Source organism: Neobacillus citreus (assembly GCF_018343545.2).
In the GTDB taxonomy this organism is placed as follows: Bacteria; Bacillota; Bacilli; order Bacillales; family Cytobacillaceae; genus Neobacillus; species Neobacillus citreus.
On sequence record NZ_JAGYPE020000024.1, the window covers coordinates 49,916 to 76,369 of the forward strand.

At 42.1% G+C, this 26,454-nt stretch carries 24 protein-coding genes, 1 other RNA gene and 1 other annotated feature; of the genes, 23 read left to right on the forward strand and 2 right to left on the reverse strand.

Annotated features, from left to right (window positions below):
• Window positions 1-179: 179 nt before the first annotated feature.
• Window positions 180-2,375, forward strand: coding sequence for a RelA/SpoT family protein (locus KHB02_RS14515; protein ID WP_213144742.1), 2,196 nt, complete (start codon window positions 180-182; stop codon window positions 2,373-2,375).
• Between the two features lie 13 nt (window positions 2,376-2,388).
• Window positions 2,389-2,829 (forward strand): D-aminoacyl-tRNA deacylase, encoded by a 441-nt coding sequence (dtd, locus tag KHB02_RS14520; protein ID WP_213120052.1) that lies wholly within the window; start codon window positions 2,389-2,391, stop codon window positions 2,827-2,829.
• A gap of 43 nt (window positions 2,830-2,872) precedes the next feature.
• Here dtd and KHB02_RS14525 read toward each other — a convergent pair whose 3' ends face one another.
• Window positions 2,873-4,660, reverse strand: coding sequence for an N-acetylmuramoyl-L-alanine amidase family protein (locus KHB02_RS14525; protein WP_213144743.1), 1,788 nt, complete (start codon window positions 4,658-4,660; stop codon window positions 2,873-2,875).
• 164 nt (window positions 4,661-4,824) lie between these two features.
• On the opposite strand from KHB02_RS14525, the gene KHB02_RS14530 reads away from it, so the two are divergent.
• From KHB02_RS14530 to trhO, 16 genes are all read left to right on the forward strand, one after another.
• On the forward strand, window positions 4,825-5,001 hold the full coding sequence (locus tag KHB02_RS14530) for a hypothetical protein (RefSeq protein WP_213120054.1): 177 nt from the start codon (window positions 4,825-4,827) through the stop codon (window positions 4,999-5,001).
• 63 nt (window positions 5,002-5,064) lie between these two features.
• Window positions 5,065-5,304 (forward strand) — a binding site (T-box leader).
• An 81-nt stretch (window positions 5,305-5,385) separates the two neighbouring features.
• The gene (hisS, locus tag KHB02_RS14535) at window positions 5,386-6,657 is read left to right on the forward strand and encodes a histidine--tRNA ligase (RefSeq protein ID WP_213144744.1); all 1,272 of its coding nucleotides are present in this window, start codon (window positions 5,386-5,388) and stop codon (window positions 6,655-6,657) included.
• Window positions 6,658-6,672: 15 nt separating this feature from the next.
• Entirely contained in the window at window positions 6,673-8,442 is a 1,770-nt protein-coding gene (gene aspS / locus KHB02_RS14540; protein ID WP_213144745.1) for an aspartate--tRNA ligase, read from the forward strand.
• 67 nt (window positions 8,443-8,509) lie between these two features.
• Window positions 8,510-8,706: non-coding RNA, 6S RNA (gene ssrS, locus KHB02_RS14545), on the forward strand.
• A 222-nt stretch (window positions 8,707-8,928) separates the two neighbouring features.
• Entirely contained in the window at window positions 8,929-10,104 is a 1,176-nt protein-coding gene (gene larC / locus KHB02_RS14550) for a nickel pincer cofactor biosynthesis protein LarC (RefSeq protein WP_213144746.1), read from the forward strand.
• 2 nt (window positions 10,105-10,106) lie between these two features.
• Window positions 10,107-10,733 (forward strand): nucleotidyltransferase family protein, encoded by a 627-nt coding sequence (locus KHB02_RS14555; RefSeq protein WP_213144747.1) that lies wholly within the window; start codon window positions 10,107-10,109, stop codon window positions 10,731-10,733.
• An 87-nt stretch (window positions 10,734-10,820) separates the two neighbouring features.
• Window positions 10,821-11,588 carry a tRNA threonylcarbamoyladenosine dehydratase gene (locus tag KHB02_RS14560; RefSeq protein ID WP_213144748.1) on the forward strand — a complete coding sequence of 256 codons (768 nt, stop codon included), beginning with the start codon at window positions 10,821-10,823 and terminating at the stop codon, window positions 11,586-11,588.
• 103 nt (window positions 11,589-11,691) lie between these two features.
• A complete protein-coding gene (locus tag KHB02_RS14565) occupies window positions 11,692-13,236 on the forward strand; it encodes a spore germination protein (RefSeq protein ID WP_241113865.1) in 1,545 nt (514 codons plus the stop codon).
• A 7-nt stretch (window positions 13,237-13,243) separates the two neighbouring features.
• The gene (locus KHB02_RS14570) at window positions 13,244-14,353 is read left to right on the forward strand and encodes a GerAB/ArcD/ProY family transporter (protein WP_213144749.1); all 1,110 of its coding nucleotides are present in this window, start codon (window positions 13,244-13,246) and stop codon (window positions 14,351-14,353) included.
• Entirely contained in the window at window positions 14,328-15,575 is a 1,248-nt protein-coding gene (locus tag KHB02_RS14575) for a Ger(x)C family spore germination protein (RefSeq protein ID WP_213144750.1), read from the forward strand. The genes KHB02_RS14570 and KHB02_RS14575 overlap by 26 nt, the downstream gene beginning before the upstream one ends.
• Window position 15,576: 1 nt before the next feature.
• On the forward strand, window positions 15,577-15,732 hold the full coding sequence (locus tag KHB02_RS14580) for a hypothetical protein (RefSeq protein ID WP_241113866.1): 156 nt from the start codon (window positions 15,577-15,579) through the stop codon (window positions 15,730-15,732).
• A gap of 148 nt (window positions 15,733-15,880) precedes the next feature.
• Window positions 15,881-16,807 carry an ABC transporter ATP-binding protein gene (locus tag KHB02_RS14585; RefSeq protein ID WP_213144751.1) on the forward strand — a complete coding sequence of 309 codons (927 nt, stop codon included), beginning with the start codon at window positions 15,881-15,883 and terminating at the stop codon, window positions 16,805-16,807.
• On the forward strand, window positions 16,800-17,750 hold the full coding sequence (locus tag KHB02_RS14590) for an ABC transporter permease subunit (RefSeq protein ID WP_213144752.1): 951 nt from the start codon (window positions 16,800-16,802) through the stop codon (window positions 17,748-17,750). Before KHB02_RS14585 ends, KHB02_RS14590 begins: the two co-directional genes overlap by 8 nt.
• Window positions 17,751-17,865: 115 nt before the next feature.
• On the forward strand, window positions 17,866-18,198 hold the full coding sequence (locus tag KHB02_RS14595) for a HesB/YadR/YfhF family protein (RefSeq protein ID WP_213144753.1): 333 nt from the start codon (window positions 17,866-17,868) through the stop codon (window positions 18,196-18,198).
• 104 nt (window positions 18,199-18,302) lie between these two features.
• Window positions 18,303-19,142: a 2OG-Fe(II) oxygenase gene (locus KHB02_RS14600; RefSeq protein ID WP_213144754.1), complete on the forward strand. Its 840-nt coding sequence runs from the start codon at window positions 18,303-18,305 to the stop codon at window positions 19,140-19,142.
• A gap of 21 nt (window positions 19,143-19,163) precedes the next feature.
• Complete coding sequence (gene trhO / locus KHB02_RS14605; RefSeq protein WP_213144755.1) at window positions 19,164-20,138, forward strand: oxygen-dependent tRNA uridine(34) hydroxylase TrhO; 975 nt, start codon at window positions 19,164-19,166, stop codon at window positions 20,136-20,138.
• Window positions 20,139-20,195: 57 nt separating this feature from the next.
• Here the strand turns inward: trhO and KHB02_RS14610 are convergent, their stop codons facing one another.
• Window positions 20,196-21,467 carry a replication-associated recombination protein A gene (locus tag KHB02_RS14610; RefSeq protein WP_213144756.1) on the reverse strand — a complete coding sequence of 424 codons (1,272 nt, stop codon included), beginning with the start codon at window positions 21,465-21,467 and terminating at the stop codon, window positions 20,196-20,198.
• A 155-nt stretch (window positions 21,468-21,622) separates the two neighbouring features.
• On the opposite strand from KHB02_RS14610, the gene cymR reads away from it, so the two are divergent.
• The 5 genes from cymR to KHB02_RS14635 form a co-directional block, all read left to right on the forward strand.
• A complete protein-coding gene (gene cymR / locus KHB02_RS14615; protein WP_213144757.1) occupies window positions 21,623-22,042 on the forward strand; it encodes a cysteine metabolism transcriptional regulator CymR in 420 nt (139 codons plus the stop codon).
• 45 nt (window positions 22,043-22,087) lie between these two features.
• The gene (locus KHB02_RS14620) at window positions 22,088-23,230 is read left to right on the forward strand and encodes a cysteine desulfurase family protein (protein ID WP_213144758.1); all 1,143 of its coding nucleotides are present in this window, start codon (window positions 22,088-22,090) and stop codon (window positions 23,228-23,230) included.
• A 41-nt stretch (window positions 23,231-23,271) separates the two neighbouring features.
• Window positions 23,272-24,390: a tRNA 2-thiouridine(34) synthase MnmA gene (mnmA, locus tag KHB02_RS14625; protein ID WP_213144759.1), complete on the forward strand. Its 1,119-nt coding sequence runs from the start codon at window positions 23,272-23,274 to the stop codon at window positions 24,388-24,390.
• Between the two features lie 259 nt (window positions 24,391-24,649).
• Window positions 24,650-25,303 (forward strand): tetratricopeptide repeat protein, encoded by a 654-nt coding sequence (locus tag KHB02_RS14630; RefSeq protein ID WP_213144760.1) that lies wholly within the window; start codon window positions 24,650-24,652, stop codon window positions 25,301-25,303.
• Window positions 25,304-25,339: 36 nt separating this feature from the next.
• A partial coding sequence (locus KHB02_RS14635) for an ATP-dependent RecD-like DNA helicase (RefSeq protein WP_241113867.1) occupies window positions 25,340-26,454 on the forward strand: 1,115 nt, incomplete at its 3' end.

Consider the following 26,454-nt stretch of genomic DNA (forward strand, 5'->3'; position numbering starts at 1 on the left):
ATTTTTTTCGATAATAGTAACAATCATTCTAATTTAGGAACAATTTTTCCTAGATTGAATTTATATAAAAATACAAATTCCGTTTTTTGGCATATAGAGAAACAACAAGCTCATCAAATTCTATAAAAAGAATGCTGATTGGCTCATAAAACGAGATGGAAAATAAAAAAGGTGATTTCATGGCGAATGATCAAGTGTTAACATCCGACCAAGTCATCGACAAGACAAGAAAATATTTAAACGAAGAGCATGTGGAATTAGTCAAGAAGGCATATGATTTTGCTAAGCATGCTCATCGTGATCAATATCGTAAATCAGGTGAGCCATATATTATCCATCCAATTCAGGTCGCCGGCATTTTGGCTGATTTGGAAATGGATCCATCAACGGTGGCGGCAGGTTTTCTTCACGACGTCGTTGAGGATACGAATGTTTCCTTGAAGGATATTGAATATACTTTTAATGCCGAAGTGGCTATGCTTGTCGATGGGGTTACGAAACTGGGGAAAATTAAATATAAATCTCATGAGGAACAGCAGGCGGAGAACCATCGGAAAATGTTCGTGGCCATGGCACAGGACATCAGGGTTATCCTTATTAAGCTTGCCGACCGTTTGCATAATATGCGGACGTTAAAGCATCTTCCGTTGGAAAAGCAGCGTCGGATTGCCAATGAGACACTTGAAATATTTGCCCCTTTAGCCCATCGTCTTGGTATTTCAACAATTAAGTGGGAGCTTGAGGATACTGCATTACGATATTTAAATCCGCAGCAATATTACCGGATCGTTAACTTAATGAAGAAGAAGCGGGCGGAGCGGGAGCAATATCTTGACGATGTTATTGACGAAGTGAAGGCGCGCCTTTCTGATGTCTCCATTAAAGCGGATCTTTCTGGACGTCCCAAGCATATCTACAGTATTTATCGGAAAATGGCCTTGCAGAATAAGCAATTCAGTGAAATTTATGATTTGCTCGCTGTTCGTATTGTCGTCAATAGCATAAAGGATTGCTACGCCGTTTTAGGGATTATTCATACATGCTGGAAGCCGATGCCGGGGCGTTTCAAGGATTATATTGCGATGCCAAAGCCGAATATGTATCAGTCCCTTCATACCACGGTTATCGGTCCAAAAGGCGATCCGCTTGAGGTGCAGATTCGTACGTCTGAAATGCACCGCATCGCCGAGTTCGGGGTTGCCGCCCACTGGGCCTATAAAGAGGGAAAATCCCTCAGCGATAGTTCTTCCTTTGAACAAAAGCTAACCTGGTTTAGAGAAATTCTTGAGTTCCAGAACGATACAGCTAATGCTGAAGAGTTTATGGAATCATTAAAAATTGATCTCTTCTCGGATATGGTGTTCGTTTTTACACCGAAGGGCGATGTAATTGAATTGCCGTCCGGTTCTGTTCCGATTGACTTCGCTTACCGGATCCACTCAGAAATCGGCAATAAGACGATTGGAGCCAAAGTGAACGGCAAAATGGTTACGCTTGATTACAGGCTGAAAACGGGCGACATCATTGAAATTCTAACCTCCAAGCATTCCTATGGACCGAGTCAGGACTGGTTAAAGCTGGCGCAAACATCTCAGGCGAAAAATAAGATTCGCGCTTTCTTTAAGAAGCAGCGCCGCGATGAAAATGTCGTCAAGGGTAAAGAGCTGGTTGAAAAGGAAATCCGGAATTTGGAGTTTGATATTAAAGAAATTTTAACACCAGACAATCTTAAAAAAGTAGCCGAAAAATTTAATTTTACCAATGAAGAGGATATGTATGCGGCTGTCGGCTATAATGGGGTAACTGCCCTTCAGGTGGCCAACCGCTTAACGGAAAAATGGCGCAAAAAACGAGATCAGGAGCAGTCAGCAAGCCTTGCCAATGCGATTACTGATTTAAAGGCGTTCCCGCAGTCTAAAAAGCGCGAATCCGGAGTCCGTGTCCAAGGTATTGATAATCTGCTAATCCGCCTGTCCAGGTGCTGTAATCCTGTTCCAGGGGACGAAATTGTCGGCTATATTACGAAAGGGCGCGGCGTTTCCGTTCACCGTTCGGATTGTACGAATATTGACACCGGTGATGCCCAGTCGAGACTTATTCAGGTAGAATGGGAATCGGCCTTAAATGACCGGAAAGAATACAATGTTGATATCGAAATCAGCGGCTATGACCGGAGAGGGCTGTTAAATGAGGTTCTGCAGGCTGTGAACGAGACGAAAACAAATATCTCCGCCGTATCCGGTAAAACGGACCGCAATAAGATGGCGATGATTAACATGTCCATTGCAATTCATAATGTTGCTCATTTACAAAAGGTCGTTGAGCGAATTAAACAGATTTCCGATATTTACTCGGTTCGCCGGATGATGAATTAAAGGAGTTTTTGTGATGCGAATAGTAGTTCAACGTAGCAAGGCGGCCAAAGTAACGGTGGGTGGCGAGGTGATTGGGCAGATTGAGAAAGGTCTTGTCCTGCTGGTTGGAGTCACCCATGACGATAAGATAGAGGATGCTGCTTATCTTGCAGATAAAATCGTCAATTTAAGAATTTTTGAGGATGCGAACGAAAAAATGAACATGTCCTTGCTGGATGTTGGCGGGGAGATTTTGTCCGTTTCGCAATTTACCCTTTACGGGGATTGCAGCAACGGAAGACGGCCAAGCTTCATCAAAGCGGCGAGACCCGAATATGCGGTGGAAATTTATGAAACCTTCAATCGCTTATTACGTGAAAAAGGAGTCCATGTCGAAACCGGTCAATTCGGGGCTATGATGGATGTGCAGTTAACTAACGATGGCCCGGTAACATTAATTGTCGAAAGTAAATAACTGCTTTAATGCGTTAAAAAGAGACTGACCTGGTCAGTCTCTTTTAATTTGCCTTGAAATATCTTGCAAGTCCCTCGTATAAGCCTGATGCGGCATTTTCTTGGTAAGTGCTGGAGTTCAAAGTCATTTCTTCTTCCGGGTTGCTTAAATAACCTAACTCCATAAGTACAGCTTTTTGATTATTTTCCCGAATGACATGATAATCGCCAATGCGAACTCCGCGATTTCTCAGTTTAGCTTGTCCTACCGCAGCGTTGTATAGGGTGTCAGCCAGATTTCTTTGATAGACGTGATAATAATAGCCTGTCATTCCGCGCACACTTCGATCTAAGTCACTGTCATAATGGAGACTGACGAACGCATCCGCATTATATGAATGGGCCATTCCAACCCGAGACTGCAAGGAAATAAAGGAATCATTGTTTCTTGTAAGATAGACATTTGCTCCGGCTGCCTTCAATTTATCATATAAAAGACGGGCAGTCCGAAGTGTCAAATCCTTTTCTAATGTCCCGTTCGCTCCCGTTGTTCCATTGTCGCCGCCGCCGTGACCTGGGTCAAGGACAATCGTTTTATTTTTCAAATAGCCTTCTGCTCCTGCTTTCTCAATCTGCGGTGCAGAGCCGTTAGACGAGACGACCCAGCCGGCTACATAAGCAGTACTTCCATCTTTCAGTTTAATTTCATACCAATCATTCTGCACGCTGTTGACAGAAAAAGTTTCTCCTTCATTTGCCCGTACCACTACATCTGATTGTACGCTAGGCGATTTACGGATGTTAGTTCCATTTTGCAGAATGGTGATGGCACTTTCCTTTACAGTTTGTCCAGCATCCGAAGAGGTCTTTGTACCGCTCTTATCCAGATAAAACCCGGATACCCAGCCGAAGCTGCCGGATTTTAAGTCTATTTTTGCCCAGTTATTGTTCTCTTCAACGATGGTAAAGCGCTGTCCTCTTGTTACAGTTCCAATCACTGAGGAATTTAAAGTAGCCTCGGAGCGAACACTTAAACTATCGGCGGTAACAAAACCGGACATTCCGGTTGTTTGCTTGCTTTTCACTGTATCTTTTGAGTCCTCCGAATCAAGGTTAATAAATTCAGCGCTGACCCAGCCCTTCACATTTAAATAGCTAACCTGTACCCATTTATTTTGCTGGGATAAAATCGCCACACTTGTCCCTTTTGTCAGTTTCCCGATAACCGGACTTGCTGCATCTGGTGACTGCCTTACATTTAACGTGTCGCCAATTACATTGCCCGTATCGGCACCGGCACGTGTACTTGTTTTACTACCCGCATTAGTAGTTGACCCATTTTCCTGCTGACCCGCTGTTTTTAAATCAATAAATTCCTTCGCAACCCAGCCCTCCCCGAACATTGAGGAGATTTTGTACCAATTTTCATTTTGGTCAATTACCTTAACTGCTTGACCTTCAGTTAAAGAACCAATGACGCGGAAGCTTGTCCCTGGGCCGGTTCGGATTCTTAATTGACTGGAATTGGCAGTTGCAGCAGATTGACCGGAAGAGGAGACGGCCTTGGCTGTTTGTTCATTATCCTTTGTTACGAGCCAATTGACTACCCAGCCTGTTTTGGCAAAGGAAACTTGAATTTGTATCCATTCTCCTTGTTCTTTTACGATTGGAAATGTTTCGCCGCGGTTCACTTGCTTCAATAATGGATAGCTTAAACCGGGTCCGGTGCGAACATTAAGCGAATCCACGGCAATCGATACGCTGCCGCTTGCGGCGCTGCTTTTTCCTTCAGGCAGGAAGGCCCCCAAAAAAAGAATGATAGATAATAATAGCAGACTAAACTTTTTGTGCATATCTTCCTCCTTTACCATTTTATTTTAACGTAAAATATACTGAAAATCATTCCTTAAATGGTCATTTTTGGACAAGCTTTATTAAAAAATAAAAAGTGATGAAATTTTTTCTCCCGAGATGGAAAGAATAAACACAAAAGGAAGTTTAACAGGGGGGATTTGCGATGCGGTCAAGTGACAAGGGAATGAACATTCAATCGATGAATGGCCGGCTGTTCGGTATGGATTTCCATGATTTTATTGAAAAAGAACAGCATTCTGGTTCCTATGAGCTTGCATCTGAATTTGGATTAACAATGAGGGATGTTAGAAAGCTAAAAAAACGTTTGGAGCGATCTTAAAACTTGCTTGACAAAAGTTGCTGTTGCTCCGTATTATTATTAAATAATCTAAATATTATTTGCATAAAACCAATGATGGAGCATAGTAGTTAAGACAATCCATGAAAAGAGAGAAAATGCCCTGGGCTGAAAGCATTTTTGCATGAATCTTAACGAATGAACACTCCGGAGGTTTCTCTCTGAAAAAGGGTATTCCTCTATTAGGAGAAGAACGTGACAGGCGTTAACTGTTTGAGAGGAAGCCGCTAAACTTCAGCGCGCTTCAACTAGGGTGGCACCGCGGAATAAACTTCCGTCCCTTGTTTTTATACAAGGGATGGGAGTTTTTTATTTTGTCTAAAAACATCCATACATAAAAAATCATTACAAAGGAGGTCTTCGACTATGTCGATTAATATACCAAGAGGAACGCAAGATATATTGCCTGGCGAAGTGGAGCTGTGGCAAAGGATTGAGAAAAAGGCTAGAGAACTTTGTGAAAAGTATCAATACCAGGAAATCCGAACCCCTATTTTTGAACATACGGATCTTTTTTCCAGAGGTGTCGGTGACACGACCGATATCGTTCAAAAGGAGATGTATACTTTTGAAGATCGTGGCGGCCGCAGCATTACCCTAAGACCGGAAGGAACGGCATCTACGGTGCGGGCATTTGTGGAGAAAAAAATGTTCGGTCTTCCCGGCCAGCCAGTCAAGCTTTATTATATGGGGCCAATGTTCCGCTATGAACGTCCCCAATCTGGCCGTTTCCGCCAATTTGTCCAATTTGGGGTTGAAGCATTAGGCAGCAACGATCCGGCGATTGATGCAGAAGTTATTTCACTTGCGATGAATCTATATAAAGAAATGGGCTTATCAAAGCTGAAGCTGATTATTAACAGCCTTGGTGACAAGGAGAGCCGAAATACGCACCGTGAGGCGTTAATCAATCATTTCAAACCAAGAATCGGTGAGTTTTGTTCGGACTGTCAAAACCGTTTGGAAAAAAATCCGCTTCGAATTTTGGATTGCAAGCAGGACCGCGACCATGAGCTAATGAAGACGGCTCCGTCCATCATTGATTATCTTAATGAAGAATCCAAAGCTTATTTTGGAAAAGTCCAGCAGTATTTAACCCAACTTGATATTGAATTTGAGGTAGATCCAAACCTTGTCCGTGGTCTGGATTATTACAACCACACCGCCTTTGAAATTATGAGTAATGCCGAGGGCTTTGGTGCCATTACGACACTCTGCGGGGGCGGCCGCTATAACGGGTTGGTCGAGGAAATCGGCGGTCCGGAAACGCCGGGCATCGGTTTTGCTTTAAGTATTGAGCGTTTTATTGCCGCTCTTAAAGCCGAAGGCATTGAAATGGAAATCAATCAAGGGATTGACTGCTACCTTGCCGCACTTGGAGAGGAAGCAAAGGATTATACAGTCGGCCTCCTGCAGCAGCTTCGTTTGGCTGGTTTTTCCGCAGAGCGGGATTATTTATATCGAAAAATTAAAGCCCAATTCAAGGCTGCTGACCGTTTACAAGCTCGTTATGTAGCAGTACTTGGCGATGATGAATTACAAAACAATAAAATTAATGTAAAAAATATGGAGACAGGTGAACAGGTAGAGGTTGAATTGGATTCCCTCGTCAACTATTTTCAAGGTTTAAAAGGATAAAGGAGGATTTTTAGTATGTTTGGGAGATCGTATTTTTGCGGTGAAGTTCCAGAGACCGCAGTTGGGGAAAAAGTAACGTTAAAGGGCTGGGTTCAAAGAAGACGCGACCTTGGCGGATTAATTTTTATCGATTTGCGCGACAGATCCGGCATTGTTCAGATTGTTTTCAATCCGGATGTTTCAAAAGAAGCTTTAGAGACAGCGGAAAAAATCCGTAATGAATATGTTCTTGATATAGTCGGCGCAGTCATTGCCCGCGAACCTGGAACCATTAATGAGAATCTTAAAACAGGTAAAATTGAAGTTCAAGCAGAACAGGTAACGATCATTAACGAGGCAAAAACACCTCCATTTACCATTTCTGACAGGACTGACGCTTCGGAGGATGTCCGCCTGAAATACCGTTATTTGGACTTCCGCCGTCCGGTCATTTTTGAAACATTAAAGATGCGTCACCAAGTGACAAAAGAAATCAGGAACTTCCTTGATGAGGAAGGTTTTTTGGATATTGAAACACCGATTTTGACCAAAAGTACACCAGAAGGAGCCCGTGACTATTTAGTTCCAAGCCGCGTGCATCCTGGTGAATTCTACGCACTGCCGCAATCACCGCAGCTGTTTAAGCAATTATTGATGGTTGGCGGCGTAGAACGCTACTATCAAATTGCCCGCTGCTTCCGCGACGAAGACCTGCGTGCAGACCGCCAGCCGGAATTCACACAAGTCGATATTGAAACAAGCTTTTTAAGTCAAGAGGACATTATGGCCTTGATGGAAAAAATGATGTCCAAACTGATGAAGGAAGTAAAAGGTGTAGAGGTGGCAGCGCCATTCCCGCGTATGGGCTATGACGAGGCGATGAGCCGTTACGGTTCAGATAAGCCTGATACCCGCTTTGGATTGGAGCTAGTCGATGTTTCTGAAATTGTAAAGGAGTCTGGCTTTAAGGTATTTGCTTCTGCCGTTTCTAGCGGCGGACAAGTGAAGGCGATTAATGTAAAAGGCGCAGCGGCTCGATACTCCCGAAAAGATATCGATGCGCTGACTGAATTTGTGGCTGTTTATGGTGCGAAAGGTCTGGCTTGGCTAAAAGCAGAAGCAGATGGACTAAAAGGGCCGATTGCAAAGTTCTTCTCTGAAGAAGATGCTGCAGCCCTGAAAGCTACACTGGAGGCTTCTGAAGGCGACCTGCTGTTGTTTGTTGCTGATAAAAAGAGTGTAGTAGCTGACGCGCTGGGAGCTTTACGGTTAAAGCTTGGCAAGGAATTAGAGCTAATCGACCAAAGCCGTTTCAATTTCTTATGGGTGACAGACTGGCCGCTGCTTGAATTCTCAGAAGAAGATGGCCGTTATTATGCTGCCCATCATCCGTTCACGATGCCTGTCAGAGAAGATCTGGAGTACTTAGATACTGATCCTTCCAAGGTCCGCGCCCAAGCCTATGACCTTGTGCTAAACGGCTATGAGTTAGGCGGCGGGTCGTTAAGAATATTTGAACGGGATATTCAGGAGAAAATGTTCAGTGTTCTTGGTTTTACGCCTGAACAGGCCAAAGAACAATTTGGCTTCCTGCTGAATGCTTTTGAATACGGTACACCACCGCATGGGGGAATCGCTCTTGGGCTCGACAGATTGGTTATGCTGTTAGCTGGCAGCACCAACCTTCGCGATACGATTGCCTTCCCTAAGACAGCGAGCGCAAGCGACTTGTTAATGGCAGCACCAAGCGAGGTTTCCGAGGCCCAATTACAGGAACTAAATTTGTCACTAAAAATTAATAAATAGCAGGCATTAGCTCACATGGTCACCTTGAAGGTGCTTTGAAAATATGCTATGATTAAGTCAATCAAGAAGAGTCCTGAAATGTACGTTGTGTTACCTGAAGTTTTGACCGAACATTGTTTATTTGGGAGTCCGGAGTTTTCTGAATGCGTAAATGCCCCACTCCATTGCGAGTAAGGGGACTTACAATAACAGGAATAGGACACCCCCCTGCTGAGTGCGGGATCAAAACGAAGGATCAAAAGCGACGGCACTATTGGGACTCTTCGTTTTTTTCGCAAACACACCTTCTGTCAGTGATGGCAGAAGGTTTTTATTTTAAAAAATGGTATATTGCTATATGTAATCGATCAATCCAATGGGAATTTCGACTACCCGGTCGCAAAAAGGGGTTATATGAGCCCGAACATATGGAAAACGCGCAGCGGGTAGCATAGAGGGATTTTATGAACTCGACCACATGGAAAAATAAGATAGGAGGGATCAGCCATGAAGACGCTCTTTCTTGATTGTACTTTTGGCATTGCCGGGGACAGGGCTTTGGCCGCACTAATCGATTTAGGAGCCGACATCTCTTACATAGTTGATCAATTGAGAAAGTTACCAATAGAGCCGTTTGGAATCGAAGTACATAACATTACGAATCAGGGCATTGCTGCAAAGAAAATAAGCATCTTTTACCAATCGGAAAAAAATCAACATCAGAGTACGCATGAGATATCTAAAATAATTGCAGAAAATGAGCTCCCAGTTAAAACTAAGGAACGCAGTTTGGCAATATTTCATGAATTCGCAAATGCCAAAGGAAAGCTAAATGGTATTGACTCCAATGAGGTTTATTTTGAAATAGCTTCTATAATCGAAATCATTGGCTTCTGCCTAGCGCTTGAAAGCCTCAAAATCGAAGAAATATTCGCATCACCCGTTCCAGCAGGTTTTGGCCACAAAATGACAGCTCACGGGCTTTATCCAATACCGTCTCCAGTCACGCTTGAGCTGCTAAAAGGGATTCCGCTTGCAGAACTAAACGTCCAAAGGGAATTGACCACACCAACTGGGGCAGCGATATTACGGTCACTCGTGAAAAAATTCATACCTATTGGCGGACACGTGGTGGACAAGATTGGGTATGGGGCAGGTGAAACGGATTTTGACCACCCGAATGTTCTAAGGGCATTATTCATCTCCCCTATTAAGCAAGACCCAAATCAAGAACGGGAATCAATCTATATATTGGAAGCCCAGCTTGATGATATGACTGGTGAGGGTCTTGGGTTTGCGATGGAACGTCTGCTGGCTGAAGGAGCTCTTGATGTTTTTTATACCCCTGTTTACATGAAGAAAAATCGGCCAGGCACCCTTGTAACCGTTTTGGTTTCCTTAAACCTGGCAGACCGCTGTGAACAAATTTTATTGGAAGAGACTACTACCCTGGGGGTCCGAAGAAGCATGTGGAGCCGCAATATTCTTGACAGAAGATTTATTGAGGTTGAAACTCCCTATGGGCATATTAAGGTAAAGCAGGCCTGCAAGAGGAATAAAATCCTCCACCAAGCTCCGGAATATGAGGATGTTGCAAGAGCAGCAAGGGAGCACAAGGTACCGTTTCAAACGGTTTACCAATATGCCATGAAATTAGCAATGAATGAGCAGATGGGGGATTAAATATGGTCCCTTTGATTCCCATTACAGCAGTAGTGTTAGCGGCAGGCAACTCCTCAAGGATGGGAGATTTTAAACCTTTGCTGCCTATCCAAGGGATTCCTATGCTTGAGTTGGTGCTAAGGAATGTTTTAGCCTTTCCATTTGAAAATGTGATGGCAATAATCGGCCATAATGAAAATAAAATTAAAGATGCCATACATATTTCTGATCAGCGCTTTAAATGGGTAAGCAACATCCATTTTAATCAAGGTTTAAGCAGTTCAATAAAAACTGCTGTTCAGCGATGCAATGTTGAAACCTGCGGTCTAATTGTCTTTTTGGGCGATCAGCCTTTACTTAAGAAGTCAACAATACAACAAATAATCCAGACAATCCTGAAAACGAACGTAAATCAATCAAAGTACATTCTTCAGCCAACCTACAACAGTGTTCCAGGACATCCGGTTTATATATCTTCACAGCTGTTTCCATATGTTGGTGAAATAACCGGAGATCAGGGGGCAAAAGCGATATTTAAGTTTGCCGATCAACATTTCCAAATTCCCATAGCCGATGAAGGGACCATTTTAGATGCCGACACCTATGAGGATTATCAAGATATTATCCAAAAGATAAAAAAATCCTTCTAGGTGCTTCTGTTTTTAGGAAAGTATGATATATTTTTTAAGGTGAAAACATAATAAAATAAATCGAATTTAATTTCTGGAGTGAACACTATGCTGCATCAATTTTCTCGTAATGAGCTTGCAATTGGTAAAGAAGGCCTTGATATAATGAAAAACAGCACGGTTGCCGTGTTAGGGATTGGCGGTGTCGGTTCTTTTGCCGCGGAGGCGCTTGCCCGTTCTGGAGTCGGCCGGCTAGTGTTGATAGATAAAGACGATGTTGACATTACTAACGTTAATCGCCAATTAATTGCATTGCTATCTACTGTAGGCAGACCAAAGGTTGAAATTATGGATGAGCGGATTAAGGATATTAATCCCGATTGTGAAGTTATTTCCCTAAAGATGTTTTATACAGAGGAAACATATGAAGAAATCTTCAGCCACAAGTTAGATTTTGTTGTTGATGCTTCAGATACGATCATGTATAAAATCCATCTGATGAAGGAATGTTTAAAGCGAAATATCCCAATTATATCAAGTATGGGTGCCGCTAACAAAATGGATCCCACCCGCTTCAAAATTGCGGATATTTCAAAGACGCATACAGACCCAATTGCTAAGGTAATTAGAACAAAATTGCGTAAAGAACGAATTCACAAAGGCATTCCGGTTGTCTTCTCCGATGAAAGCCCGATTGTTATTCGTGAAGATGTTAGAAAAGTTGTTGGAAATGAAAAAGCCGAGATTCGGAAGGCGAAAATGCCGCCATCTTCTAATGCATTCGTGCCATCTGCATGCGGGTTAATTATGGCAAGCTATGTGGTTAGCCAATTACTAAAAGATATCAAAATTATGCGCGTAGCAGATGAGAAATAGTTTACCAGGCTCTAAGCAAAAAATGCTTAGGGCTTTTTTTTGCTGAAAAATCATAAATACCCCTAAAATTGGAAAGCTATAAAAAAATTGGGTGGGGTGGTTTATGATGAAAAAAAGCTTTTTAAAGCCGCTTCGCAATTTGTTTAAAACGGAACCTCAATTTTACGAACAATCAAACCAACAAAGAATTCATTTAAAAGAACAGGATATAAGCAGTCATTATGAACAAAATTTAGAAACTTTTAAGTCCATTTTTTCCATACCAAGAAACTTCGATGTCAAGATTCACGAGTTCAACATCCGTGCTCTTAATCGCCGTGCATTTGTTCTGTATATCTGTACCATGGTCGACTTAGAACAAATTCGAAAGAATATTTTCGGACCTCTAATTGAAAGCAATCAGCCGATAAGAGAGATTCAAGATATTGTTACCGCCCCAATTGAGCGGATAAGCACCCAAATAGGGGATATTACTGAAATCGTCACCAGTGGTTTTACCGCGTTATTTATCGATGGTGATGATCAATGCTATTTATTTGGAACAACGGAAGTTCAAGGGCGCAGTATCGAAAAATCCGATAATGAAGTCATCGTCAGAGGAGCAAAAGAGGCCTTTAATGAAAAGTTGGTCGATAATATTGCGTTAATCCGGAAAAAAGTTAAAAACGAAAACCTTATTTTTGAGGCGCTTGTTGTTTCAAAGCGCTCCAGAAATGACGTTTTGATTGTTTATGAACAAGACCTAGTGAATGATGAATTGCTGAAGACGATAAAGGATAAGCTTGAATCTTTGAATACTGACAGTATTATCGATTTAAGCATATTGGAGCAGTACCTTGAGGAACGGCCAAGATCGTTGTTTCCGACCATTTTAAACACGGAACGCCCAGACCGGGCAGTATCTTTTATAGAAGAAGGACACATTGTTTTGTTAATGTCCAACTCGCCTAACTGCCTTGTTCTTCCCGCAACTTTTTGGGCCCTGTTCCATTCACCGGAAGACCATTACCTGCGGACACCGTATGGTAATTTCATTCGGCTTTTGCGATTTATGGCATTTTTTATCTCAATTTTTTCCTCGGCCTTTTATATTGCGATAACAAACTATCATGTCGGGATGATTCCGCCCGATTTGTTGATGGCCATGGCGGGTACAAGAGAACGAGTCCCTTTCCCTTCCATCATTGAAATTCTTATGATGGAACTGGCCTTTGAACTGATTCGGGAAGCGGGGCTGCGCGTGCCCTCTCCGATTGGGCCAACGATTGGGATTGTCGGTGCTTTGATTTTGGGCCAGGCAGCCGTTCAAGCCAACATCATCAGTCCAATTGTCATCATCGTTATCGCCTTAAGCGGGTTAAGTTCCTTTATTATCAGCGATACCAGTATGAATTTTGCGATTCGTTTAAGCCGCTTTTTGTTTATTTTTGCTGCAGGTTTTATGGGGATTTATGGTATGGGGGCATTAATGGTTTTGGGTCTCTTTTATTTAGTTTCAATAAAGTCATTCGGTGTTCCTTACTTTGCACCGATGACCCCGCATTTCTCCTCGGGAAAAGATTTGATTATCCGGCCAGTACCTATGAGGCATAGGTTACGCCCGGGTTATCTAAAGCCGAAAGATATGGTTAAACAAGGAAAGGATTAAGATTAAAATGAATCAGAAGCCAGGAAAACTTGGTATTCGAGAATATGTATCAATTGCGATACTGATGGTCGGTTTAAAAGCGACTGAAGAAACACCAGCCGGTTTATATCATATGGTCCAAAATGCAGCGTGGATGATTCCACTTTTATCGGCTGTATTCTTCTTCATCCCGCTCTTTTTGTTGATTAAAACAATGTCTTTATTTCAGGGGGAAAACTTGTTTTACGTGATTCAAAAATTACTTGGCCGCTATTTCGGTTTTTTTGTTTGCCTTGTTGTTTTTGTCCTCAGTTCATTTGCCATTTCATTTGATTCTCGAGATTATACCAATATCATACGGGCATTTTATTTTAATACGACACCCTTGTTGGTCCTTTATGCCATTTTAATAACGATTTGTGCTTACGGAGCGAAGAAAGGAATTCAGCATATCGGTTCGGTTTCTTATTTGATTATTTTTTATGTTATTCTCTCTTTCATTGTTGCGTTATTATTAAGTACTCAAGATAGTAATATTCAAGCCATGCTGCCAATTTGGGGGGCGGGAAAACTCGCTATTTTAGAGCATAGCTCGCAAAGAATTTCGATGTTTGCTGAATTTTTTATGCTTACCATGCTCGTTCCTTACTTAAAGACAAATAATGAATTTCGAAAAGGCACTTGGATTGCTTATTTTAGTGTCAGTATTCAAACAAGTGTTTCAACACTATTTTTCATTTGTTTAATGGATCAATCTTTAGGGGAAATGGGTTATCCATTTCATACGACGATTCGCTATATTTCACTGGGAAGTTATATTCCCAATATCGAAATCTTCTTTTTTGTCATCTGGATTATGGGAGTCTTTATCCGCTTCGCTGCTTTTTTGTATATAATTGCCCTGATGTTCGGTCATATTTTCAAAATCAAGGACTTTGAATACTTGATTCCACTGCTTGCAACCCTTTATTTATTGATTGGTAATATGCCAAACAATCCAATTGAGGTGGCGCTGGAAATAAAACCGTTGATTGGGGTGATATCCGGTCCCGTGTTTTCTGCCATTGCCCTGCTATTATGGCTGACTGCCTTGTTAAAAGGAGAATTTAAACATGCAAAAAACAAAAAAAGTATGTAAATTTTTGTTGATAGCCGTGATTGTTTTTTCCTTAACAGGCTGCTGGGATCGTGAGGAAATGGAGGATAAATCCTATGTGATTGGACTTGGCATTGACCGTTCTCACCATAAAGGGAAAATCAAAGTGACCATGTTGCTTGCTAACCCGGAAGTAGGGAGTCAGCAAGGCGGCGGCGGTTCAACGGAAAAGCCCAGAGAGATTGTTTCCTTTGATGCCAACGATATCATTGCCGCAAAAGTGACGGCAAATTCGGTTGTCTCGCGAATTATAAGTTATGATTTATTAAAGATTATTGTGGTTTCCGAGGAATTTGCGAAGGATCCAAAATTTTATAATATCCTTAATGACGTAGTCTTTGATAAAGAAATTCGCATGAACGCCTATTTGGCAGTTTCAAAAGAAAAGGCCGCTAAGTATTTTTTGAAAAATAAACCAAAAATGGAGACCAGGCCGCATAAGTACTTTCAATACATGATTGACCATGGTATAGAAAACGGTCTGATTCCTGATTCTAATCTTTTTCGCTTTTTTAAGACAACAGATAGAGGAACCGACCTTTTTTTAGCGATGAACACATCAGCTGTTAGGGAAAAGCATCCTAAATTTAAAGGGGAAGATGAATATTTTGCCGGGCAGCTGAATGCATCCGGGGAGTTCGATGATACTCAATTTATCGGTTCGGCAGTGTTTAGAAACGGAGTAATGATTGGAAAGTTAACTGGTCAGGAAACAAGTATGGTCAATATTCTTGATGATACAACAAACATGAGTGATTTTTTTCTTGATATACCTAATCCCTTTCCAGGCAAACGAAAATCATTTGCCGTTAGAGTGATAAAAAAAGAAAACAATAAAATCAAAATGGACCTAAAGGGGTCTCGTCCAAAGATTTTTATCACCATACCCTTAAAATTTGAAATCATGTCAAATCCCTCGAGGATTGACTTTGCTAAAAGGAAAAATCAAGAAGTCTTAAAAAAGCAAATCGCCAGCCATTTTAAAACGGAATTTGAGAAGTTTTTGAAAAAAACACAAAAGGAATTAAAAGGTGCCCCATATCCGTTGTCCTTTTACGCTCGGAAATATTTTGGAACAAATCAGGAATTTGAAAAATTCAATTGGACGAAATCATATTTAAAAGCAGAAATATCCGTATACCCCGAAGTTGAAATAATAGATTTCGGTAAAAGGCAAAAGAAAAACTTAAAGGTGGAGAAATAACGTGAGAATCCTATCAATCGTTGTGTTGTTTGTTATTATCTTTTATTCCCTTGGCTTTGGCATCACCTTGTGGAAGGATAAACAAAGATTGGGGGCGATAGCCGTTTTTTTCCTTTGTCTAGCTATTGTTGTCCTTCCGTTTTTTTCGATCTTTTAATCATTCTCAGTCTCCAGCCCTAGTTTCTTTCCATCTTCAGCCGCTTAATTCCCTCCTAAAATTAAGTTAAGATCATTAGTGAATTAGTAGGAAAATTTTAACTGATGGGTTAAAATGTAAAGGCACTCGAAGAGAGGGGAGAAAATTTTTGGAATCAATCGTAGAATTAAAAAATGTAACGAAAGTGATTAAAGGCAGAACGATTATTGACGATATCAGCTTTCAGGTATATAAAGGCGAGGTTTTTGGTTTTTTGGGTCCGAATGGTGCTGGGAAAACGACGACTATTAGGATGATTGTCGGCTTAATGGGAATTACTTCAGGGGACATCATTATTGGCGGTTCAAGCATTAAAACACAATTTGAAGACGCCGTTCGTCATGTTGGGGCCATTGTGGAAAATCCGGAAATGTACAAGTTTTTAACAGGTTATCAAAACCTGATACATTATGCGAGAATGGCCAAGGGAATAACGAAGGAAAAAATTGCTGAAGTAGTCGAACTGGTAGGGCTGTCTGACAGAATTCACGATAAAGTAAAAACCTATTCACTTGGGATGCGGCAGAGATTAGGGCTTGCACAATGTCTACTACATGACCCCGAGGTATTGATTCTTGATGAACCGACAAACGGTCTTGACCCTGCTGGCATTAGGGAAATCCGCGACTATGTCCGCCTGCTTGCCCGTGAAAAAAATATGGCTGTTATTGTTTCCAGTCACCTCTTGTCCGAAATGGAAATGATGTGTGACCGAATCGGCATTATACAAAATGGGCAATTGATTGATGTCCAGCAGGTGAAGGAATTCATTCAAGGCAATGAAACGGTCCATGAATTAGAAGTAATTCCGAGCGAAACTGCACTATCAATCGTACACGCTTACTTCCCGGATGCAGAGGCAAATCTGTCACGAAACGGAATATCTGTCAGTCTTTCAAAAAAAGAAATCCCTCATCTGGTTAAAATCCTCGTCCAAGAAGAAATCAAAATTTTTGCCATTAAGGAAACAGCGAAAACTTTAGAGGACCGCTTCCTTGAAGTGACGAAAAAGGAGGCGGAGGAAGCCCATGCTTAATTTAATTAAAAATGAATGGATGAAAATCTTTCGGCGTCCCGGCACCTATTTCATGATTGCGCTGCTGATTGTTATAACCTGCATCGTTGGTGCCTTTTTTAAATATCAAGAAACTGGCTCTAATGCTGGTCCGGATAAGAATTGGCAGCAAACGTTGCAGGAAGAAAACGATGCCTTAAAAAAGCAGATGGAACAGAGCAGGGCCAAAATAGAAAAGGATTTTTTCAAAGAGGAAATCGCCATCAATGACTATCGAATTAAACATAATCTTCCGGAAAAGGAAAAATTTAATGTTTGGTCGTTTGTCAAAGAAGCATCCGAACTCATCACGCTGGCTGGCTTGTTTACGATTATCATTTCCGCCGGAATTGTAGCGAGTGAATTTAATTGGGGGACCATTAAACTGCTGTTGATTCGGCCAATCAATCGAAGCAAAATATTAATATCAAAATATCTGACTGTTTTATTGTTTGCACTGACCTTGCTGGGAATTTTATTTGTGTTTTCGACGGTCCTTGGCGCACTGTTATTCGGAATGCCCGAGCATGCCGCACCATATTTAAACTACCATAACGGTACGGTTACTGAGCAAAATATCGTGGTCCATTTATTAATCTATTATGGTTTAAGCTCCATTGATATGATTATGCTTGCGACGATGGCGTTCATGATTTCTTCTGTCTTCCGAAACAGTTCACTTGCCATCGGATTATCTATTTTCTTATTATTTACTGGAGCACAATTTACCGCGCTGCTGTCTCTTAAGTTTTCCTGGGCAAAATATATTCTATTTGCCAATACAAATTTAATGCAGTACTTTGAAGGAACCCCGATGGTCGAGGGGATGACGATGAATTTTTCAATCTTTATTCTAGTTATTTACTTTGTTATTTTTCAATTCTTGGCATTCTTTGTGTTCAAAAAACGGGATGTTGCTGCATAATCAGATGAAATGGGGCTGTCTCATCTTAGCTGTTGAGACAGCCTTCTTTTTTCCAATTATAGTGAAATGATATGGGTAAACTATTTTGTAGAAAAATTATCTGGAGGACTTTTTTATGGAAATTAAAATCAGCAATCAGGCATTAAAATGGTTTAAAGAAGATATTGGCCTTAAGAAGGGTGATAAACTGCGATTTTATACGCAAGTTTATGGAAATAGTCCAATTCAGAAGGGGTACTCTTTGGCGTTTACTCAAGAGGAGCCCTTAAAAATAGCAGCCAGTACTGATCTGGATGGGATCCTTTTCTTTGTTGAAGACGGTGATGTCTGGTATTTCGACGGGCATGATTTACATGTTGATTATGATGCAAAAGAAGATGAATTGAGATATGAGTATGTTAAATCACTCCACGGGGCAAGCCCGCTTGGTTTTACGGGCTATTTATAACCTAATAGGATAATTCGGGCAGGAACAAGGATATCCATCGCTGGTATTTTTTTTGTCGTTAAGAGATAATTGTTTGGTACTCGTTCTAAAAGGAGAAATATAGAGTGGAAAAAATCAAGCATATCTCCAGCGAATTTAAAGATTGGATCATACAGACATTAAATAGCGGTGCAAGCCCGGAGAAAATCGTCGATGCGATGATTAGTAAGGGATTCGATGAAACATTTGCATTAAGGACTTTATTGCGTATTGGTGGAAACCAATCGATTGTAACAGCTAATAAGCAAAGCCCTTATTATTATGAAATTCCTGAAATTGGCCATAAGGGCAATAAACTATATGCAGGGGACCGGGAAATTAAGGTGCTTTCTAGAGTGGAGCATCCATTTATTCTGCATTTAGATAATGTGTTAAGCGACGAAGAATGTGACAAACTGATCAGCCTTTCAAGCGACAGATTACAGCCTTCTCATATTATTGATAAAAACACTGGGGAGAACCGTGCAGCTTCTGGCAGAACGAGCAAAGGAATGTATTTTACAATCAATGAAAATGGACACGTCTCCACAATTGAGAAAAGAATTGCTGAATTAACTGGCTATCCGATTGAAAATGGTGAAGGGCTGCAGGTCTTGAACTATAAAATAGGCGAGGAATATAAACCCCACTTCGATTATTTCCCGGCAAACCAGGTTAAAGAAGATAAAGGGGGACAGCGGATCGGCACCTTTTTAATCTATTTAAATGATGTCGCTTCAGGAGGAGAAACCGTATTCCCAAAGTTAGGAGTATCGATTGTTCCGAAGAAAGGAACAGCTGTTTACTTTCATTATGGGAATAGTAAGGGACAAGTCGATCGACTTTCCTTACACACCAGTGTGCCGGTATCCGAAGGTGAAAAATGGGTTGCCACCAAGTGGATCAGGCAAGGGAGAATTTACTAACAAAGATAGGGGCAGTAACAAATGACAGAAAATAAACCATATAGAGTATTACTATATTATATGTATGTACCAATCGAGAATCCGGAGGAATTTGCCGCTCTGCATTTGCAGTTCTGTAAGGAACTAGGACTTAAAGGACGAATTTTAGTGGCTGCCGAAGGGATTAATGGTACGGTATCGGGAACGGTCGAGCAGACTGAAAAGTATATGGAAAGCATGCATCAAGACGAACGTTTTGCTGATATGGTTTTTAAAATTGATGAAGAGGATGAACATGCCTTTAAAAAGATGCATGTCCGCCATCGGTCGGAGCTTGTCACCCTTCGCTTAGAAGACGATATCAATCCTAATGAAACGACCGGTAAACATTTGAGTCCGAAAGAATTCTATGAGGCAATGCAGGATCCAAAGACCGTTGTCATTGATGCCCGAAATGACTATGAATTTGATTTAGGTCACTTTAGAGGAGCTGTTCGGCCAGACATAACAGCCTTTCGCGAGCTTCCGGACTGGATTCGGGAAAATAAACAGCAGTTTGAAGGGAAAAAAATCTTGACCTATTGTACTGGCGGAATTCGCTGCGAGAAGTTTTCAGGCTGGCTTGTAAAAGAAGGCTTTCAAGATGTTGGACAACTACATGGCGGTATCGTGACCTACGGGAAGGACCCTGAAGTGCAAGGACAGCTGTGGGACGGACAATGCTATGTATTTGACGGAAGGATCAGTGTGCCGGTTAATCAGGTTGAACATGTTATCGTCGGAAAAGATTATTTCACGGGTGAACCTTGTGAACGATATGTAAATTGTGCAAACCCAGAATGCAATAAACAAATTATTTGCTCAGAGGAAAGTGAGCACAAATACCTTAGGGGATGCACACATGAATGCCGAGTGCACCCAAGGAACTTGTATGTGAAGGAACATGAGTTAACGGAAGAAGACGTTGAATTGAGATTACAGCAGATTGGCGAAGAGTTTTCAGTTAAAAACAGCTAATCTTATTTATATAAAAAAATGACGTGTGAATGGTACACGTCATTTTTTAATACATGTTTAATTTTTTCGTGTAAGCTTTTCATAGACAGATGCAAGTGCCTGTTCGAATTTCCCTGTCTTTTTCGGCAGATAGTATTGTTTGTTCTTGATCCGGTCCGGCAGATATTGCTGCGGTACCCACCCGTTCTCATAGTCATGCGGATACTTGTAGCCAATGCCTCTGCCAAGCTCTTTCGCCCCTTTGTAATGGGCGTCTTTTAAATGGTCCGGGACATCGCCGGTTATTCCTCTTTGAATATCGGATAGGGCCGCATCAATCGCCAAAATAGCAGAATTGGATTTGGGCGACAGGCATAATTCAATCACCGCATTGGCAAGTGGAATACGTGCTTCGGGAAAGCCTAGCCTTTCTGCCGTTTCAATGGCTGCCAATGTCCGTGCTCCCGCCTGCGGGTTGGCAAGTCCGATATCCTCATAGGCAATTACAATTAACCGGCGGCTAATGCTTACTAAGTCCCCGGCTTCAATTAATCTGCCAAGATAATGAAGGGCGGCGTTTACGTCACTGCCGCGTATTGATTTTTGGAAGCCTGACAATACATCGTAATGAGCGTCCCCGTCTTTATCCGCGGCAATGCTTTTCTTCTGCAGGCATTCTTCAGCTGTTTGAACATCGACATGGATAACGTTATTTTCATCTGGATCTGATGAAAGAATGGCTAATTCCAAGGCATTTAAAGAGCTGCGGACATCTCCTCCTGAGCCTTGGGCAAAATGCTGAAGCGCATCCTCGGTTATATCAACTTTTAATCTGCCGTAACCCCGTTCCTCATCTTCTAATGCCCGAACTAATGTTTGCGTAACTTCATTAGGTGTTAATGGTTTAAGTTCAAAAATTTGACAGCGGCTGCGAATGGCTGGATTAATGGCATGATAAGGGTTGCTGGTTGTTGCCCCGATCAATACAATCATTCCGTTTTCCAAATAGGGCAATAGGAAATCCTGTTTGGCCTTATCTAACCGGTGGACCTCGTCCAACAGCAGGATTACTTTTCCGGACATTTTCGCCTCGGCAGCGACAATTTCCATATCTTTTTTATTATTTGTAACGGCGTTTAATGTTCGAAAGGCATATTTGGTACTGCCGGCAATGGCGCTCGCTATCGAGGTTTTTCCTATCCCGGGAGGACCATACAGAATCATTGAAGTCAGCTGCTTGGCTTTTACCATTCTAGCAATGATCTTGCCCTCACCGACAAGATGCTGCTGGCCGGCAACTTCTTCAATTGTTCGCGGCCGCATTCGAAATGCCAACGGTTTTTGCTGCATAGTAATCTCTCCAATAAATATTTTGCTATATCTTAACAATACCATTTCCTCGTGGAAAAGCATATTAAAGAAGAATATGTTATAATTCTAATGCCTACCAAAATACTACGGATTTTTTTGAATATAGATTTTTTAAAAAATAGAGGTGTTATTTTATGAAAATATCTACAAAGGGCCGTTACGGCCTGACAATTATGATTGAATTAGCAAAAAATTACGGAGAAGGGCCAACTTCTTTAAAAACAATAGCCCAAGCGAATGACCTATCTGAGCATTATTTGGAGCAATTGATTGCACCGTTACGAAATGCTGGATTGGTGAAAAGTATCAGAGGCGCATACGGGGGTTATATATTAACTGATGTACCTGCTAAAATTACCGCTGGCGATGTAATTCGTGTGCTTGAGGGCCCGATTACACCGGTTGAAGGAATTGAAGATGAAGAACCGGCTAAACGGGAGTTGTGGATTCGCATTCGCGATGCAATTAAGGGTGTATTAGACAACACGACTCTTGAGGACTTAGCAAGCCACAGTGAAGATGGCGAAATGGAAGGTTATATGTTTTATATTTAATGACGAAGCTAATAATAGAGAATTATGTTGATTTGAGGTGTCATAATGGAACGAATTTATCTCGACCATGCCGCAACCTCTCCGATGCATCCAAAAGTGATTGAAAAAATGCATGAGACGATGAAATCCGTTTTCGGAAATCCATCAAGCATCCATGCTTTTGGCAGGGAAGCGCGACATTATATTGATGTGGCGCGGGCAACACTCGCGGGGAGCATTGGGGCAAAGGAAAACGAGATTATTTTTACAAGCGGCGGTACCGAAGCGGACAATATGGCCTTATTTGGCGTCGCGGAAAGCTATCAGCATTTAGGAAAGCATATTATCACTACCCAGGTAGAACATCATGCTGTTCTTCATGCTTGCCAGAAGCTTGAAAAAATGGGCTTTGAGGTCACCTATTTGCCAGTTGATGAAACAGGCAGGATTTCCGTTACTGACCTTCAGGAGGCTTTAAGGGACGATACCATATTAGTTTCCGTCATGTATGGAAACAACGAGGTTGGCACCATCCAGCCGATTGCAGAAATTGGCCGGCTTGTGAAGGATCATCAGGCAAAATTTCATACAGATGCTGTCCAGGCCTATGGGATGGAAAAAATAAATGTCGATGAAAGCTATATTGATTTGCTATCGGTTTCTGCTCATAAAATAAATGGACCAAAAGGGATCGGTTTTCTTTATGTAAAGTCAAATGTTAAAATTTCACCACGTTTATTTGGCGGCGAGCAGGAGAGAAAACGGCGCGCTGGAACAGAAAATGTCGCATCTATTGCCGGGTTCCATGAAGCGGTTCTGATTGCGATGGAAGAACGTTCTGCAAAGAAAGAACAGTTTGCTGAGTATAAGCAGCTTTTGATGAACAAGCTTCAAGAATCAGGGATTGAGTTCACTGTAAACGGATTGCTTGAAAATTCCTTGCCGCATGTATTAAACTTAAGCTTTCCCGGAACTAACGTGGAAGCCATGCTGGTCAATCTTGACTTGGCGGGGATTGCGGTTTCGAGCGGTTCTGCCTGTACGGCCGGATCAATTGAACCATCGCATGTCCTTGTGGCGATGTTCGGAAAAGGCTCAGAGCGATTGTCGAATGCAATCCGTTTTAGTTTTGGCTTTACCACGACTACCGAAGAAATCCTACAAGCGGCGGAGGAAACAGCAAAGGTTGTTTCGCGTCTTAGAAAATAAAAGCAAGATTATTTTGTGTATAAAGAGAGGTGAATTTTTAGATGGAAAGAAAAGACCCAAAAGATGCCCGAGTTGTTGTCGGGATGTCCGGAGGTGTTGATTCATCTGTTGCGGCACTGTTGTTAAAGAAGCAGGGCTACGATGTGATCGGCATTTTTATGAAAAACTGGGATGACACCGACGAAAACGGTGTTTGTACAGCAACGGAGGATTATAATGATGTGATTCGTGTCTGCAACCAAATTGGCATCCCTTATTATGCGGTTAATTTTGAAAAGCAATATTGGGACAAGGTATTCACCTATTTCCTTGCTGAATATCGGGCCGGCCGGACACCGAATCCCGATGTCATGTGCAATAAGGAAATTAAGTTTAAAGCCTTTTTGGAGCATGCGATGAATTTAGGTGCCGACTATCTCGCGACAGGTCACTATGCCCGCGTTGAATATCGCGACGGTGAATATAAAATGCTGCGAGGCCTTGATGAAAATAAGGATCAAACCTATTTCCTAAATCAATTGTCGCAAGAGCAAATCGGCAAAGTGATGTTCCCAATTGGAAATCTTGAAAAAGCGAAGGTGCGGGAAATTGCGAAGGAAGCGGGTCTTGCTACGGCGGCGAAAAAGGACTCGACCGGAATTTGTTTTATCGGAGAACGGAATTTTAAGGAGTTTTTAGGTCAATACCTGCCTGCTCAGCCCGGCAACATGGAAACGTTTGACGGCGAAGTCAAAGGCAAACATGAAGGCCTGATGTATCATACCATTGGTCAGCGTCATGGGCTCGGCATTGGCGGATCGGGTGAACCTTGGTTTGCCATTGGCAAGGACTTAAAACGAAATGTTTTATATGTTGGCCAAGGTTTCCATAATGAAAAGCTCTATTCCGATTCGATTATTGCGACGGATGTTAGCTGGGTTTCTGACCGGGAAAAGCCTGTGGAATTTAGTTGTACTGCGAAATTCCGTTACCGCCAGGAAGACCACAAGGTTAAAGTTCGTCTATTAGATGGCGGTAAGGTTGAAGTTATTTTTGCAGAACCGATTCGTGCTGTCACACCTGGACAAGCCGCTGTTTTTTATGACGGTGACGAGTGTCTTGGCGGTGGAACGATTGATGAAGTTTATAAAAGTGGCGAACGTTTGACATATGTTGGCTAAGTTTAAGGACCCTGATTCCAGTTTTGGAGTCGGGGTTTTTTGGTGCAGGAAAATAGGTTTGGCGGATAACTGCTGGAATTCGGCGGATAATCCTACAGGGGTGGCGGATAACCGGCCAGTTTTGGCGGATAATCTCTTCAAATTGGCGGATACCTAGCAAAATTGGGCGGATATCTCAAATCACTTGCCTACCCCCTTTTACAACCTCAACTTTTAATAAAAATATGGTATACTTCCATGTAGAACGGAGTTGAAAAACATGGACAAAAACCAATTAGGTGTTCAATATATGCAAGAAGGCAACTGGGAAATGGCTGTGAAGGTTTTCAATGAGGCTATCCAGGAAAATCCTGCTGACCCAGTCGGCTATATTAATTTTGGCAACGTCCTCAGCGTTGTCGGTGAGGCTGAAAAAGCGCTAAAATTTTTCCAAAAGGCGATTGAACTTGACGAAAATGCGGGTGCAGCCTATTACAGCGCAGGTAATCTATATTTTAGCAATGACCGTTTCCAAGAAGCCAAGAACATGTTTGAAATGGCGATGAGAAAAGGACTGGAAACTAGCGACAACTATTTTATGCTGGGGCTTTCATTAGTCAATCTTGACCAGAGCAAATTTGCCCTGCCCTACTTCCAAAGAAGTGTCGAACTGAATGAAAATGATGCCGAGGCACACTTCCAGTACGGATTATGCTTGGCAAACCTGGAACTGATTAGCGAAGCCATCAGCCAATTTAAGAAATGCGTTGAACTCGATCCAAACCATTCAGATGCTTACTATAACCTGGGCGTTTCCTACGCATTCCAAGAGCAAGGCCAGCAAGCGCTGGAGATGTTCGACAAAGCGATAGAAATCCAGCCGGACCATCTATTGGCCGGGAATGCCAAGAAAATATTAGAAATGAACCAGTAGTCCAATTGATTTTTCACAAGGAAGGAGGGAGCAGCTATGGTTGAAAAGCAGGAATCGCTTGATTTGTTCAGTGAGCAGGGCAAATTTATTAAAGGCCGGCCAATTGTGACGATTTTTCACAATGAGCAAAACCTCTATACCGTGATTCGAATCCGGGTAGATGAGACCAATCATCAGTATGATGACAAAGAAGCCGTCGTTACTGGCTATTTTCCTAGAGTACATGAGCAGGAAACGTATATTTTTTACGGGGAATTTAAAGAGCATCCACGCTTTGGTACACAATTTCATGTCAACCATTTTCGCAAGGACATGCCCCAATCGAAGCAAGGGGTTATTGCATACTTATCCGGCGAAATGTTCAAAGGAATCGGTAAAAAAACGGCGGAAAATATTGTGGAAACCTTGGGTGAGGATGCGATTTCAAAAATTCTCAATCAGCCCTCCCTCCTTGATACCATACCGAAACTCCCTCCTGATAAAGCAAAGCAGCTTTATGAGACGTTAATGGAACATCAAGGTCTCGAACAGGTGATGGTCGCGTTAAACCAGTATGGTTTCGGCCCGCAGCTGTCGATGCGGATTTATCAAACTTATAAAGAAAAGACACTTGAGATTATCCAAAAAAACCCTTACCAGCTGGTTGAGGATGTCGAGGGTATTGGTTTTGGCCGGGCGGATGAGCTGGGTTACCAGCTTGGCATATCAGGCAGCCATCCTGACCGAATTAAGGCAGGCTGCCTCTATACATTAGAAAATGAATGTATGCAGACAGGGCATGTCTACATGCAAGCCGAAGCACTGCTTGAGCAGGTAAAAGCCCTCCTAGAAGAGAACCAGCGTGACGTCATTGATTTTCTGGCTATCTCAAACGAAATTATCGGGCTTGAAAAGGAAGGTAAAATTATTGGCGAAGAGAAACGAGTTTACCTGCCTTCCTTGTACTTTGCGGAAAAAGGACTCGTCACCAGCATTAAACGAATCCTCCAGCAAACAGAGTATCAGGACCAATTCCCGGAATCGGAATTTTTGCTGGCATTAGGTGATTTGGAAGAACGGCTTGGGGTCCAGTATGCGCCAACCCAAAGGGAAGCCATCCAAACAGCGTTAATGTCACCGATGCTGATCTTAACAGGGGGTCCCGGAACAGG

What these genes read in the sequence shown, in the direction of transcription:
- KHB02_RS14575 (WP_213144750.1), top strand. Translation starts at nt 14,328, where the DNA reads ATGCAAAAAACAAAAAAAGTATGTAAATTTTTGTTGATAGCCGTGATT.
- hisS (WP_213144744.1), top strand. Translation starts at nt 5,386, where the DNA reads ATGTCGATTAATATACCAAGAGGAACGCAAGATATATTGCCTGGCGAA.
- KHB02_RS14515 (WP_213144742.1), top strand. Translation starts at nt 180, where the DNA reads ATGGCGAATGATCAAGTGTTAACATCCGACCAAGTCATCGACAAGACA.
- aspS (WP_213144745.1), top strand. Translation starts at nt 6,673, where the DNA reads ATGTTTGGGAGATCGTATTTTTGCGGTGAAGTTCCAGAGACCGCAGTT.
- larC (WP_213144746.1), top strand. Translation starts at nt 8,929, where the DNA reads ATGAAGACGCTCTTTCTTGATTGTACTTTTGGCATTGCCGGGGACAGG.
- KHB02_RS14590 (WP_213144752.1), top strand. Translation starts at nt 16,800, where the DNA reads ATGCTTAATTTAATTAAAAATGAATGGATGAAAATCTTTCGGCGTCCC.
- KHB02_RS14610 (WP_213144756.1), bottom strand. Translation starts at nt 21,467, where the DNA reads ATGCAGCAAAAACCGTTGGCATTTCGAATGCGGCCGCGAACAATTGAA.
- dtd (WP_213120052.1), top strand. Translation starts at nt 2,389, where the DNA reads ATGCGAATAGTAGTTCAACGTAGCAAGGCGGCCAAAGTAACGGTGGGT.
- trhO (WP_213144755.1), top strand. Translation starts at nt 19,164, where the DNA reads ATGACAGAAAATAAACCATATAGAGTATTACTATATTATATGTATGTA.
- KHB02_RS14595 (WP_213144753.1), top strand. Translation starts at nt 17,866, where the DNA reads ATGGAAATTAAAATCAGCAATCAGGCATTAAAATGGTTTAAAGAAGAT.
- KHB02_RS14630 (WP_213144760.1), top strand. Translation starts at nt 24,650, where the DNA reads ATGGACAAAAACCAATTAGGTGTTCAATATATGCAAGAAGGCAACTGG.
- KHB02_RS14525 (WP_213144743.1), bottom strand. Translation starts at nt 4,660, where the DNA reads ATGCACAAAAAGTTTAGTCTGCTATTATTATCTATCATTCTTTTTTTG.
- mnmA (WP_213144759.1), top strand. Translation starts at nt 23,272, where the DNA reads ATGGAAAGAAAAGACCCAAAAGATGCCCGAGTTGTTGTCGGGATGTCC.
- KHB02_RS14620 (WP_213144758.1), top strand. Translation starts at nt 22,088, where the DNA reads ATGGAACGAATTTATCTCGACCATGCCGCAACCTCTCCGATGCATCCA.
- KHB02_RS14570 (WP_213144749.1), top strand. Translation starts at nt 13,244, where the DNA reads ATGAATCAGAAGCCAGGAAAACTTGGTATTCGAGAATATGTATCAATT.
- KHB02_RS14555 (WP_213144747.1), top strand. Translation starts at nt 10,107, where the DNA reads ATGGTCCCTTTGATTCCCATTACAGCAGTAGTGTTAGCGGCAGGCAAC.
- KHB02_RS14530 (WP_213120054.1), top strand. Translation starts at nt 4,825, where the DNA reads ATGCGGTCAAGTGACAAGGGAATGAACATTCAATCGATGAATGGCCGG.
- cymR (WP_213144757.1), top strand. Translation starts at nt 21,623, where the DNA reads ATGAAAATATCTACAAAGGGCCGTTACGGCCTGACAATTATGATTGAA.
- KHB02_RS14560 (WP_213144748.1), top strand. Translation starts at nt 10,821, where the DNA reads ATGCTGCATCAATTTTCTCGTAATGAGCTTGCAATTGGTAAAGAAGGC.
- KHB02_RS14565 (WP_241113865.1), top strand. Translation starts at nt 11,692, where the DNA reads ATGATGAAAAAAAGCTTTTTAAAGCCGCTTCGCAATTTGTTTAAAACG.